The sequence below is a fragment of the Kitasatospora sp. NPDC003701 genome, from assembly GCF_053587085.1.
In genome coordinates this window covers 315575-327535 of sequence record NZ_JBSFNM010000003.1, presented here as the reverse complement: position 1 = coordinate 327535, position 11961 = coordinate 315575, and the positions used below count along the sequence as shown (strand labels likewise).

Below are 11961 nucleotides of genomic sequence, written 5' to 3'. Positions count from 1 at the left end.
TGGGCGCCGCGCACGCCGTACTTCTCCAGCAGCAGCGCGTCATCGGTGACCTGGAGGTTCCCCATCCCCTTGACGGGGTAGAGCACGGTGATCGCGCGGGCGTCGTCCACCAGCTGGAAGAGGTCCCGGTCCCCGGTGACGATCTGCACCGGCCCCTCGGCCCGGGCGGTGAGGGTGCCGATCACGTCGTCCGCCTCGTAGCCGGGGGAGCCGAGCCGGGCGATGCCGAGCGCGTCCAGCACCTGCTCGATCACCGGCACCTGCGGGGCGAGCGTGTCCGGCACCTCCTCCTCGCCGTCCACGGCCGCCTCGGCGACCCGGTGCGTCTTGTAGGAGGGGATGAGGTCCACCCGCCACTGCGGGCGCCAGTCGGCGTCCATGCAGGCGACCAGCCGGTCGGGCCGGTGGTCCTGGACCAGCCGGGCGATGAAGTCCAGCAGGCCCCGGACGGCGTTGACCGGCTCACCCTGCGGGGAGCGCAGGGTGTCCGGCACGCCGTAGTAGGCCCGGAAGTACAGGCTGGCGGAGTCGAGCAGCATCAGTCGGGGTGCGGTCACGTCTCAGATCATGCCGTACCCGGCCGACAGCCCGCCGGTTTCAGTGTTCGTGCGGGCCGGCGCGGTGGACCGGTCCGTGCGAGTCGGCGCAGTGCTCGGGGAGGTCGCCGGCCGGGGTGGTGATCTGCAGCAGCGCGCCCGCCTCGTCCTCGCCGACGTGGTCGACCTGGAGGGTGCTGTGGGTGATCCCGTACTCGCTCGCCAGCCGGCGCTGGAGCTCCCGGCGGACGGCGTGGCAGTCGCCGCCGGGGGTGACCAGGATGTGCGCCGAGAGCGCCGGCTGGCCCGAGGTGATCTCCCAGATGTGCAGGTCGTGGATCTCCTCCACCAGGGGCTGGGCGACCAGCCGGTCCGCCACCGCGTCCGGGTCGACACCGGCCGGGGCGGCCTCCAGGAAGATCCGCCCGGAGGCGCGGACCAGGCCGACGCCGGCCTTCAGCATCAGCGCCACCACGATCAGCGAGGCGATCGCGTCCGCCCGGGCGAAGCCGGTGGCCAGCATCACCGCGCCGGCCACGGCGGTGGCGATGAACGCGTACAGGTCGGTCACCACGTGCTGGAAGGCGCCCTCGACGTTCAGCGAGCTGCGGTTGGCCTTCGACATGCACCAGGCGGCGGCCAGGTTGACCACGATCCCGACCAGTGCGGTGACCAGCACCAGCGAGCCGGTCACGTCCGGCGGGTCGATCAGCCGGGCGACGGCCTCGTAGCCCAGCCAGGCCGAGAGGATCATCAGGGTGACGCCGTTGGCCTGGGCGGAGAGGATCTCGGCGCGCTTGAGCCCGTAGGTGTAGCCGCCGCGGGCCGGGCGGGCGGACAGCCGCATCGCCACCAGGGCGAGCACGATCGAGGCGGCGTCGGTGAGCATGTGCGCCGCGTCGGAGATCAGTGCCAGCGACGACGCGGCGAAGCCGACCACCACCTCGCCGGCCATGAACACCACGATCAGGGCGAGGGCGCTCACCAGCCAGCGGCGGTCGGCGTCGGCGGCCACGCCGTGGGAGTGCCCGCCGGGACCGTGCCCGTGACCGTGCGCGCCGTGCCCGCCGCGGGCGTGGTCGCCGGCGGCGTGCCGATGGTCATGCGCATGATCATCGTGGGAGTGCTCGTGCCCGGCCATCGAAGTCCTTTCCTGGACGCATGGGGGTGGAGACAGGGACGCAACTGCCTGCAGTCGAAGTGAACCGCAGATCGAAAGAAGATCCAAAGGCTGCATTGGAGACCGTTGTCATTGCCGCGCGGCAAACCCCCGCCCGGTATGGCCGCACCGCCGCTGAGCAGCGCGGACGCGCCGGGGAGCCGGTCGGACCGGCGGGCGCCGCCCGCCGCTGCCGCCGGGCCGGGCGCGGTGGGCCGGGTGGCGTTCACGGTGGCGGTGCTCTCCTGCGGGGGCTCGGTGATCGTCCCGCCGGCGCGGAACGAGGCGGTGCACCGCCGGCGCCGGAGGGCGGGCGGTCGGTTCCTCAACGCCGCCGCCCGCGGACAGGTCACCCCCGGGCCCGAGGGGCGCACCACCGCCGCGTACGACCCGCCGCCGGCGCCGGGCGGGGCCCCGCTACGCCGTCGGCGTCAGCCCGTCGGCGGGCTTGACCCGATCGGGTGAGGCCGGTTTGCGCAGGTGCGCACGGCTGCGCAACGATCACCATCCGTGAAGATCGCTACGGCGGAAGCCGTCCGCTGGCTCGTCGAATTGGAGCCCGTCGCCGAGGAGTTGATGAATCGTCACCTCAGCTCGGCGCGCGAGTGGTTCCCGCACCAGTACGTGCCGTGGACCCTCGGCCGGGACTTCGACGGCCCGCTCGACGGGCAGCCCTGGTCCCCCGGGCAGTCGACGCTGAGCCCCGCCGTGCGCTCCGCCCTGGTGGTCAACCTGCTCACCGAGGACAACCTGCCCGGCTACCACTGGACGCTCGGGGCGCAGACCTCCCGGGACGGCGCCTGGGGCGCCTGGCTGCACCGGTGGACCGCCGAGGAGGACCGGCACGCCGGATCCATCCGCGCCTACCTGCACGCCGCCCGCGCCGTCGACCCGATCGACCTGGAGCGCGCCCGGATGGCCCAGGTCGGCACCGGCGCCGTCCCCGAGCCGGCCGGCGCCCTCGGGGTGATCGCCTACGCGACCGTGCAGGAGCTGGCCACCCGGGTGAGCCACCGCAACACCGGCCGGCTCAGCGGCGACCCGGTCTGCGAGCGGCTGCTCGCCCGGATCGCCCAGGACGAGAACCTGCACATGGTCTTCTACCGCGAACTGCTGCGGGCCGCCCTGGAACTCGACCCCGACCCGGTGCTCGCCGTACTGGACGGGACCGTCCGCGACTTCGCCATGCCGGGGCAGGGCATGCCCGGCTTCGCCCGGATGGCGGCCGAGGTCGCGGTGGCCGGCGTCTACGACCTCAGGGTCCACCACGACGAGGTGCTGGTCCCGCTGGTCCGCTCGCTGCAGCTCTTCGAGCGGACCGGCCTCGGCCCGGCCGGCGAGCGGGCCCGCGACCGGCTCGCCGGACACCTGGAACGCCTGGACGCCCGGGCCACCCGCTTCGTCGAACGCCGGGACCAGGCCCTGGCCGCGCGCGCCCGCCGCGCCGACGGGCCCCCCGAGAACGCGCCACTCGCCGGCCCGGCCGGCCGAACAGGAGCAGCATGACCATCACCACCGCCGGCACCGGCGTCACCGACATCGAGTTCCACTACGACCTCGGCAACGAGTTCTACGCGCTCTGGCTCGACGAGACGCTCGCGTACACGGCGGCGCTGTGGACGGGCATCCCCGACGACGAGCCGGACGGCACCGCGCTGCTCCGCGCCCAGCGGGCCAAGCTGGACCACCACCTGGACCTCGTCGGTGCCGGGCGCGGCGGGGGCGCTCGGCTGCTCGACGTCGGCTGCGGCTGGGGCGCGATGCCGGCCCACGCCCTCCGCGAGGACCGCGCCGCCGCCGTCACCGGCCTGACCATCTCCCGCGCCCAGCACGCCTACCTGGAGGCGCTCGGCCTGCCCGGCGTCGAGGCCCGGCTGGAGAGCTGGGAGGACCACCGCCCCGCGCGGCCGTACGACGCGGTCGTCGCGATGGGTTCCTTCGAGCACTTCGCCACCGCCGGGATGAGCCACGCCGAACGGCTCGGGGTCTACGCCCAGTACTTCGAGCACTGCCACGGCTGGCTGCGCCCCGGCGGCCGGATGTCGCTGCAGACCATCGCGTACGACGGCGCCGTCGACGGCGGGGGCCCGGTGGGGGAGTTCGTCGGCAGCGACATCTTCCCCGGGGCCAGGCTGCCCCGGCTGAGCGAGATCGCGGCGGCGGCCGATCCCTACTTCTCGCTCGTCGCGCTGCACGCCTCGGCCGAGGACTACGCCCGCACCCTCAAGGCGTGGTCCGCCCGGCTGCTGCGGGCCCGCGAGGAGGCCGAGCGCCTGGTCGGCCCGGAGGGCTACCGGCGCTACCGGCTGTACCTGCGGGCCAGTGAGGTGACGTTCCTGCGCGGCGCCGCCACGCTGTACCGGATCGGCTTCCGGCGGCGTGACGAGCCGCTGCGGCTGCCGGTCTGAGGCCGGGCGCGTGCAGCGGAGCAGCGGGCAGCCCGGGGGAGTGCGGCGCGGGGGAATGCGGCGAGGGGGCGTGCAGCGGGGGAGCACGCCACGGGAGAGCGCGCCGGTGACCGGACGGCGGGCCTGGGCGGCGGTGGCGGTGGTCTGCGCCGCGCTGTTCCTGCTCGGCCTGGACTTCACCGTCCTGAACGTGGCCGTCCCCGGCCTGCGGGCCGAGCTGGGCCCGAGCCTGGCGGAGACCCAGTGGATCGTCGACGGCTACGCGCTGGCGCTCGGCGGCTGCGTCCTGGCCGCGGGCGCGCTGGGCGACCGGTACGGCCGGCGCCTGGCCTTCACCACCGGCCTGGCGCTCTGCGCGCTCGCCTCGGTGGCGGGCGCGCTCGGCGACGACCCCGCCCACCTGGTCGCCGCCCGCTGCGGGATGGGGCTGGGCGCGGCGCTGTTCATGCCCGCCACCCTCTCCACCATCGTGCACGTCCTGCCCGCGGCGGCGGACCGGCGGCGGGCGATCGGCGTCTGGGCGGCGGTGGCCGGAGTCGGCGCGCTGTTCGGGCCGGTCGCGGGCGGCTGGCTGGTCGAGCGGTACGGCTGGCAGGCGGCGTTCTGGCTGAACGTCCCGGTGGTGGCGGCGATCCTGGCGGCCGTACCGGTGCTGCCCGAGTCGCGCGACCCCGGGGCGCGGCCGCTGGACCGCCCGGGCGCGCTGCTCTCCTGCAGCGGGCTGCTGGCGCTGGTCTGGGCCATCATCGAGGCGCCCGGGCGCGGCTGGACCAGCGCCGAGGTGCTGGCCGCCTTCGGCGCGGCGGCGCTGCTGCTCGCCGGGTTCGCGGGGTGGCAGCTGCGGTGCGCGGCGCCGATGGTGCCGGTCCGGCTGCTGCGCGGCGGCCCGGTCTGGCCGGCCACGCTCTGCCTGGCGCTGATGTCCTTCGCGATGTTCGGCGCGATGTTCCTGCTGACGCTCTACCTGCAGCAGGTGCGCGGGCTGTCGCCCTGGCAGGCCGGGCTGCGGATGGTCCCGCTGTCGCTGGGGCTCGCGGCCGGTGCGGTGCTCGGCCCGCTGGTGGCGCGCCGGCTCGGCGCCCGGGTCCCGGTGGCCGCCGGGCTGCTGCTGATCGTCGCCGGTTTCGCCCAACTGGGCCGGCTGGCCGCCGACTCGGGGGACGCTCCGGTGCTGGCCTTCGAAGGCATCTGCGGCCTCGGCGCCGGGCTGCTGGCGCCGGTCGCCACCGAGCTGGTGATGAGCGCCGTGCCCGCGGCCATGGCGGGGGTCGGCTCCGCCCTCAACGACGCCACCCGGCAGGTCGGTTCGACGCTCGGCGTGGCCGTGCTCGGGTCGGTCCTGGCCACCTCGGTGGCCGGCGCCCCGGCGGGGGACGTCGGCGCGTTCACCGACGGCCTCGCCGCCGCCTCCCGGGTGGGCGCCGCGGCCGCCCTGCTCGCCGCCGTCCTCGCCTGGTACCGGCTCCCCGGGCGCCGCCCGGCCCCGTCCCCCGTTCTCGTCCCCGAGCTCGACTGACCACCCCCGCTAGCGAAAGGCCCACCGGCATGTCCTCGTCCCAGAGCTACGACATCCTCCACGCCTGCCTGATCACGGAGTTCGACGTGGCCCCCGAGCGCGTCCGGCCCGACGCCACCCTGGCCTCGCTGGAACTCGACAGCCTGGCGCTGGTCGAGCTCTCGCTGCTGGTGGAGGAGCGGATCGGCGTCACCGTGGCCGACATCCGGCCCGACGGCACCCTCGGGGAGCTCGCGGCCTTCGCCGACGCCGGCCTGGCTGCGGGCGCGCTCAGTTGAGCGGGCGCACGGTGGCCGTGACCGGGCTCGGCCTGGTCACCCCGGCCGGCTTCGGCGCGGCGGCCACCTGGCAGCACTTCCTGGGCGGGGAGCCGACCGCCCGCCCGGACCTGACGCTGGCCGGGTTGAACGCCGACTTCTGCTGCACCGTCGACCCGTACGACGCGCCGGGGCTGCTCGGCGGCCGGCTGGCCCGCCGGCTCGACCCCTTCGCCCAACTCGCCGTCCTGGCCGCCCGCGAGGCGGTCGCCGACGCCCGGCTCGACCCGGCCGGGTGGGACGGCGCCCGGGTCGGGGTGGTGCTCGGCGTCAGCGCCACCAGCGTCACGACCCACCAGGTCGAGTACGCCCGGCTGGAGCAGGGCCGGGCGGACCGGATCTCCCCGCTGATGCTGCCGCGCAGCATCCCCAACATGGCGGCCGGCGAGGTCAGTCTGGACCTCGGGGCGCTCGGGCCCAGTCTGGTCGTCAGCACCGCCTGCGCGTCCGGCACCAGCGCGCTCGGGCTCGCCTGCGACCTGCTCCGGGCCGGCACCTGCGACCTGGTGCTGGCCGGCGGGGCGGACAGCGGCCGCTCCCGGATGGTGGCGACCGCCTTCGACCGGCTCGGGGCGCTCTCCCGGCGGCGGCACGACCCGGCCGGTGCCTCGCGGCCGTTCGACGCCGACCGGGACGGCTTCGTCCTCGGCGAGGGCGCGGGCGTCCTGGTCCTGGAGCGCGTCGAGCACGCCCGGGCGCGCGGTGTCCGCCCGCGCGCCTACCTGGCGGGGCACGGCTCCGCCGCCGACGCGTACCACTTCACCGCGCCCCACCCGGACGGCGACGGCCTCGCCCGCGCCCTCGACACCGCGCTCGCCGACGCCGGGCTGGCGCCGTACGAGATCGGGCACGTCAACGCGCACGGCACCGGCACCGCGCTGAACGACCCGGCGGAGGCGGCGGCGCTGCGGCAGGTCTTCCACCGCCCGCCGCCGGTCACCGCCAACAAGAGCGTGATCGGCCACACCATGGGAGCGGCCGGCGCGATCGAGGCGGCCCTGACCGTGCTGACCCTGCAGCACCAGCTGATCCCGCCGACCGCCAACCTCGACCGGATGGACGAGGCGATCGACCTCGACGTGGTCACCAAGGCGCCCCGGCCGGTCGCCCTGCAGGCCGCCGTCTCGGTCTCCAGCGGCTTCGGCGGCCAGAACGCGGTCGTCGTCCTGACCGCCGTCTGACCGTCCCGGCCCCCGTTCCCCGCCGTTCCCGTCCGCTGCCCGTCCGCCCGTGCCCGGGCTCCGGTCCGGCCGCCGCACCCGGAAGGGGCACGCGGCGGCTCCGCGCTGCCCGGTTCCGTCACCCCGTCCACCGTCACCGTCCCGCCCTGGAGTACCGCCATGCCCGGCCGCACCCCGACCGCCGACCCCGCCGTGCCCGCCGACCCCGCCGTGCCCGCCGACCCTGCTGTGCCTGCCGACCCCGCCGTGACCGCCCCGCCGCAGGCCCGCCCCGCCGGAGCCGGCCGCCGGCCGAGCCGCTCCGGCGGGCCGCTCGGCCGGGCCCGGCTCACCGCCGCCCGCCTCTACAGCCGGGTGCTGATGCGCCGCCCGCCCGCCGACTGGTCGGTCCCGATCGCCGACGGCCGGTACGGGCCAGCCGAACCGGCCGACGGCCGGCCGCTCACCCTGCTGATGCTGGGCGACTCGCTGGCCCAGGGCCTCGGGGCGGGCCGGCGCGAGGAGACCCTCGGCGGCCGGCTCGCCGACGGCCTCGGCCGCCGCCTGGACCGGCCGGTGGACCTGCGGGTGCTCGCCCGGGTCGGCGCCACCACGGCGGGCCTGCACCGGCAGGTGGCCCGGGCGGCCCGGCTGCGGCCCGGTCTCGCGGTGCTGATCGTCGGCGGCAACGACGCCCTGCTCCCGGTGCCGCTCGGCCGCTCCGGCCGCCGCTTCGCCCACCTGCTGCGGGTCCTGCACGAAGCCGGCTGGCAACTGGTCGTGGTGCCCTGCCCCGACCCCGGGTACGCCCCCGGGCTCCGCTCCCCGGCCCGCTGGTGGGGCGGTCGCCGCTCCCGGCGGCTGGCCCGGCTGCAGGGCCGCGCGGCCGAGCGGGTCGGTGCCGTGCCGGCGGCGTCCTCCGGGACCGAGTTCCGCGACCGGGCGCACGAACTCCTCGGCCCGGACGGCGTGCACCCGTCCCCGCGCGGCTACGCGGAGCACGCGGAGCGGATGCTGCCGAGCCTGCTGGCGGCCGCCCGCCGGTCCGACCACGCCGGGTCCGACCACGCCGGGGCCGACCGCGCCGGGGCCGACCGTCCCGGGGCCGATGCTGCCGGGCCCGACCGAGCCCGAACGGCCGGGGCCGCCGAGCCCGCCGCCGCGACCGGTTGAGGAACTACCCGAGGGCGGCGGCCCCGACCGCCTCCAACGGCACCGTCCGGGCCGCCGTCGCCGCCCGGACCAGGGCCTGCATCACCCGCAGGTCGTCCCCCTGCTCGGGGTGCCACTGCACCCCGAGGGTGAACCCGGGCCCCTCCACCGCCTCCACGGTGCCGTCCGGCGCGTGCGCGCTCACCCGCAGCCCCGAGCCGAGCCGGTCCACCGCCTGGTGGTGGAAGGTCGGCACGGTCAGCTCGCTCTCCGGCAGCAGCCCGCCGAGCAGCGTGCCGGGCACCGGCCGCACCTGGTGCTCCCCGTACTTGCCGGGCGTGCCGGCGTGCACGTCCGGGCTCACCACGTCCGGGAGGTGCTGGACGAGCGAGCCGCCGCAGACCACGTTCAGCACCTGCATGCCCCGGCAGATGCCCAGCAGCGGCATGCCCGCCGCCAGGGCCGCCCGCAGCAGCGCCGACTCCCAGTGGTCCCGCTCCGGCGCGTCCGCCTCGGTCAGCGGGTGCGGCGGCTGCCCGTAGTACGCCGGGTCGATGTCCGGCCCGCCCGCGACGACCAGCGCGTCCAACCGGGCGAGCACCTCCGGCGCGCGCTCCGGGGCGTCCGGCGGCAGCAGCACCGCGATCCCGCCCGAATCCCGCACGTACGCGGTGTACCGCTCGGGCACCAGTGCCACCCGGCGGGCCCGCCAGTCGCTCCAACTCGCGTCCACCAGGTAGGTGCTGACGCCGATGAAAGGCCTGCGATCCATGGCGGGCATTCTCCTCCCGCCCCGCCCGATACCTCGTCAACCACGCGTATCGGCGCGCCACACCCGCCCGCCCTCTTCCGCGCTGTCAGTGGCAGGCCGTACGGTTCGCTGTGACCGTCTGATCTCGCTGAGTGATCGAAGGGGAGGGTTCCGCCATGCCCGACAACGCCGCCGCGGGTGCGCCGCCGCGCGCGCCGCTCACCCTCGACGAGCTGCGCACGCTGGTCGACGCCGGCGAGATCCACACCGTCGCGCTCGCCTTCACCGACATGCAGGGCCGGCTCCAGGGCAAGCGCTTCGCGGCCCGGTTCTTCCTCGACGAGGTCGCCGAGCACGGCGCCGAGGCCTGCGACTACCTGCTCGCCGTCGACATCGACCTCAACACCGTCGACGGCTACGCCCACTCCTCCTGGGAGACGGGCTACGGGGACTTCGCCATGCGCCCCGATCTCGGCACGCTCCGGCTCACCCCCTGGCAGCCCGGCACCGCCCAGGTCACCGCCGACCTCGCCCGGCACGGCGGCCACCCCGTGGAGACCGCGCCCCGCCGGCTGCTGCAGCGCCAGATCGAGCGCCTCGCCGAGTACGGCCTGGCCGCCGACATCGGCACCGAGCTGGAGTTCCTGGTCTTCCGCGACACCTACGAACAGGCCTGGCTCGGCGGCTACCGCGGGCTCACCCCGGCCAACCAGTACAACGTGGACTACTCGCTGCTCGGCACCGCCCGGGTCGAGCCGCTGCTATCCCGGATCCGCAACGAGATGGCCGGCGCCGGCCTGGTGGTCGAGTCGGCCAAGGGCGAGTGCAACCTCGGCCAGCACGAGATCGCCTTCCGCTACGCCGACGCCCTCACCACCTGCGACCAGCACAGCGTCTACAAGACCGGCGCCAAGGAGATCGCCGCCCAACAGGGTTGCGCACTCACCTTCATGGCCAAGTACGACGAGCGCGAGGGCAACAGCTGCCACATCCACCTGTCCCTGCGGGACCTGCGCGACGGGCGCGATCCGGGCGGCGCCCCCGCCTTCGCCGACCGCGACGGCCGGATGACCGACACCATGCGGCACTTCCTCGCCGGCCAGCTCGTCGCGCTGCGCGAGTTCAGCCTGCTCTACGCGCCCAACATCAACTCCTACAAGCGCTACCGGCCCGGCTCCTTCGCCCCGACCGCCGTCGCCTGGGGCCGCGACAACCGGACCTGCGCCTACCGGGTGGTCGGCCACGGCCCGAGCCTGCGGATGGAGAACCGCGTCCCCGGGGGTGACGTCAACCCGTACCTCGCCGTGGCCGGCATGATCGCCGCCGGCCTGCACGGCCTCCAGCAGAAGCTCGAACTGCCCGCCCCCTGCCTCGGCAACGCCTACGCCGCCGACGAGTACACCCGGGTGCCCGGCTCGCTGCGCGAGGCCGCCGACCGCTGGGGCCAGAGCGAGCTCGCCCGCGACGCCTTCGGCAACGACGTGGTCGAGCACTACCTGCACATGGCCAGGGTCGAGCAGTCCGCGTACGACGGCGCCGTCACCGACTGGGAGCGCTACCGGTCCTTCGAGCGGATGTGAGCGGCATGGAGAGCCCCACCGCCTGCACCGTCCTCAACCCCGCCACCGGCGAGCCGCTCGGCACCGTCCCCGACACCACCCCGGCGCAGCTGGACGCCGCCGTCCAGCGCGCCCTCAAGGCCCAGCAGGGCTGGGCCGCGCTCGCCCCCGGCGAACGCGCCCGACTGCTGCGCCGCTTCGCCGACCAGGTCGAGGTGCACATCCCCGAGCTGGCCGCGCTGGAGGTGAGCGAGGCCGGCCACACCCTCGGCAACGCCCGCTGGGAGGCCGGCAACGTCCGCGACCTCCTGGAGTACGCCGCCGGGGGAGTGGAGCGGCTGACCGGCCGCCAGATCCCGGTGGCCGGCGGCCTGGACGTCACCTTCCACGAGCCGATCGGGGTGGTCGGGGTGATCGCCCCGTGGAACTTCCCGATGCCGATCGCCGCCTGGGGCTTCGCCCCCGCGCTCGCCGCGGGCAACGCCGTGCTGCTCAAGCCCGCCGAGGCCACCCCGCTGACCGCGCTGCGGCTGGCCGAACTCGCCCTCGCCGCCGGGCTTCCGGAGGGCCTCCTCCAGGTCGTCCCCGGCCACGGCGCCACCACCGGGCGGGCCCTGGTCGACCACCCCGCCGTCCGCAAGATCGTCTTCACCGGCTCGACCCTGGTCGGCAAGGAGGTCGCCGCCCGCTGCGCGGCCCGGGCCAAGCGGGTCACCCTCGAACTCGGCGGCAAGAGCCCCAACATCGTCTTCGCGGACGCCGACCTCGCCCGCGCCGCCGACCCGATGTCCTTCCTCGACAACAGCGGGCAGGACTGCTGCGCGCGCAGCCGCATCCTGGTCCAGCGCGAGGCCCTGGACGACTTCCTCGCCCTGCTGCTGCCCGCCGTCGAAGCCGTCCGCACCGGGGATCCGGCCGACCCGGACACCGAGCTCGGCCCGCTGATCTCCGCCGCCCAGGTCCGCCGGGTCGCCTCCTACGTCACCCCCGAGCTGCCGGTGCTGGCCCGCGGCGCGGTGCCCGACGGCCCCGGTTTCTGGTACCCGCCGACCGTGCTCGCCCCCGCCGACCCGAGCGTGCCCGCGGCGACCGAGGAGATCTTCGGCCCGGTCGCGGTGGTGCTCCCCTTCGACGACGAGGCGGACGCCGTCCGGCTGGCCAACGCCACCCGCTACGGGCTCTCCGGCTCCATCTGGACGCGGGACGTCGGCCGCGCGCTGCGCATGGCCCGGGGTGTCGCGGCGGGCAACCTGTCCGTCAACTCGCACTCCTCGGTGCGGTACTGGACGCCCTTCGGCGGGTTCGGCGAGTCCGGTCTCGGCCGGGAGCTCGGGCCGGACGCGCTGGTCCACTTCACCGAGACCAAGAACGTGTTCATCCAGAGCGAGGAGTAGGAGCCAGCC

General features: G+C 75.8%; 12 protein-coding genes. 9 read left to right on the top strand and 3 right to left on the bottom strand.

Features of this window, described 5'->3' with window-relative positions; translation table 11 throughout:
- Together ACWDRR_RS05125 and ACWDRR_RS05120 are read right to left on the bottom strand one after the other, a co-directional pair.
- Window positions 1-539, bottom strand: a 539-nt coding sequence (locus tag ACWDRR_RS05125; RefSeq protein WP_449770804.1) for a 5'-3' exonuclease, incomplete at its 3' end; no start/stop codon positions are given.
- 58 nt (window positions 540-597) lie between these two features.
- Window positions 598-1677: a cation diffusion facilitator family transporter gene (locus tag ACWDRR_RS05120; RefSeq protein WP_449770795.1), complete on the bottom strand. Its 1080-nt coding sequence runs from the start codon at window positions 1675-1677 to the stop codon at window positions 598-600.
- Window positions 1678-1815: 138 nt separating this feature from the next.
- Here ACWDRR_RS05120 and ACWDRR_RS05115 point away from each other — a divergent pair, with 138 nt between their 5' ends.
- The 7 genes from ACWDRR_RS05115 (at window position 1816) to ACWDRR_RS05085 (ending at window position 8269) form a co-directional block, all read left to right on the top strand.
- On the top strand, window positions 1816-2160 hold the full coding sequence (locus ACWDRR_RS05115) for a hypothetical protein (RefSeq protein WP_449770794.1): 345 nt from the start codon (window positions 1816-1818) through the stop codon (window positions 2158-2160).
- A gap of 45 nt (window positions 2161-2205) precedes the next feature.
- The gene (locus tag ACWDRR_RS05110) at window positions 2206-3201 is read left to right on the top strand and encodes an acyl-ACP desaturase (protein ID WP_449770793.1); all 996 of its coding nucleotides are present in this window, start codon (window positions 2206-2208) and stop codon (window positions 3199-3201) included.
- Window positions 3198-4103 carry a class I SAM-dependent methyltransferase gene (locus ACWDRR_RS05105; protein ID WP_449770792.1) on the top strand — a complete coding sequence of 302 codons (906 nt, stop codon included), beginning with the start codon at window positions 3198-3200 and terminating at the stop codon, window positions 4101-4103. The genes ACWDRR_RS05110 and ACWDRR_RS05105 overlap by 4 nt, the downstream gene beginning before the upstream one ends.
- Window positions 4104-4209: 106 nt before the next feature.
- On the top strand, window positions 4210-5619 hold the full coding sequence (locus tag ACWDRR_RS05100; protein WP_449770791.1) for an MFS transporter: 1410 nt from the start codon (window positions 4210-4212) through the stop codon (window positions 5617-5619).
- A gap of 29 nt (window positions 5620-5648) precedes the next feature.
- Window positions 5649-5897: an acyl carrier protein gene (locus ACWDRR_RS05095; protein WP_449770790.1), complete on the top strand. Its 249-nt coding sequence runs from the start codon at window positions 5649-5651 to the stop codon at window positions 5895-5897.
- Window positions 5894-7117: a beta-ketoacyl-[acyl-carrier-protein] synthase family protein gene (locus ACWDRR_RS05090; protein ID WP_449770789.1), complete on the top strand. Its 1224-nt coding sequence runs from the start codon at window positions 5894-5896 to the stop codon at window positions 7115-7117. The genes ACWDRR_RS05095 and ACWDRR_RS05090 overlap by 4 nt, the downstream gene beginning before the upstream one ends.
- Window positions 7118-7276: 159 nt before the next feature.
- The gene (locus ACWDRR_RS05085; RefSeq protein WP_449770788.1) at window positions 7277-8269 is read left to right on the top strand and encodes a GDSL-type esterase/lipase family protein; all 993 of its coding nucleotides are present in this window, start codon (window positions 7277-7279) and stop codon (window positions 8267-8269) included.
- 4 nt (window positions 8270-8273) lie between these two features.
- Here ACWDRR_RS05085 and ACWDRR_RS05080 read toward each other — a convergent pair whose 3' ends face one another.
- Entirely contained in the window at window positions 8274-9020 is a 747-nt protein-coding gene (locus ACWDRR_RS05080) for a gamma-glutamyl-gamma-aminobutyrate hydrolase family protein (RefSeq protein WP_449770787.1), read from the bottom strand.
- A 155-nt stretch (window positions 9021-9175) separates the two neighbouring features.
- Between ACWDRR_RS05080 and ACWDRR_RS05075 the strand changes: the two genes are divergently transcribed.
- Together ACWDRR_RS05075 and ACWDRR_RS05070 are read left to right on the top strand one after the other, a co-directional pair.
- Window positions 9176-10579 (top strand): glutamine synthetase family protein, encoded by a 1404-nt coding sequence (locus ACWDRR_RS05075; protein ID WP_449770786.1) that lies wholly within the window; start codon window positions 9176-9178, stop codon window positions 10577-10579.
- Between the two features lie 5 nt (window positions 10580-10584).
- Complete coding sequence (locus tag ACWDRR_RS05070) at window positions 10585-11952, top strand: aldehyde dehydrogenase family protein (protein ID WP_449770785.1); 1368 nt, start codon at window positions 10585-10587, stop codon at window positions 11950-11952.
- Window positions 11953-11961: the final 9 nt, after the last annotated feature.

Bases quoted from the DNA above. Each gene is read 5' to 3' on its own strand.
- ACWDRR_RS05120 (WP_449770795.1), bottom strand. From the start codon at position 1,677: ATGGCCGGGCACGAGCACTCCCACGATGATCATGCGCATGACCATCGG.
- ACWDRR_RS05115 (WP_449770794.1), top strand. From the start codon at position 1,816: ATGGCCGCACCGCCGCTGAGCAGCGCGGACGCGCCGGGGAGCCGGTCG.
- ACWDRR_RS05105 (WP_449770792.1), top strand. From the start codon at position 3,198: ATGACCATCACCACCGCCGGCACCGGCGTCACCGACATCGAGTTCCAC.
- ACWDRR_RS05095 (WP_449770790.1), top strand. From the start codon at position 5,649: ATGTCCTCGTCCCAGAGCTACGACATCCTCCACGCCTGCCTGATCACG.
- ACWDRR_RS05085 (WP_449770788.1), top strand. From the start codon at position 7,277: ATGCCCGGCCGCACCCCGACCGCCGACCCCGCCGTGCCCGCCGACCCC.
- ACWDRR_RS05080 (WP_449770787.1), bottom strand. From the start codon at position 9,020: ATGGATCGCAGGCCTTTCATCGGCGTCAGCACCTACCTGGTGGACGCG.
- ACWDRR_RS05075 (WP_449770786.1), top strand. From the start codon at position 9,176: ATGCCCGACAACGCCGCCGCGGGTGCGCCGCCGCGCGCGCCGCTCACC.
- ACWDRR_RS05070 (WP_449770785.1), top strand. From the start codon at position 10,585: ATGGAGAGCCCCACCGCCTGCACCGTCCTCAACCCCGCCACCGGCGAG.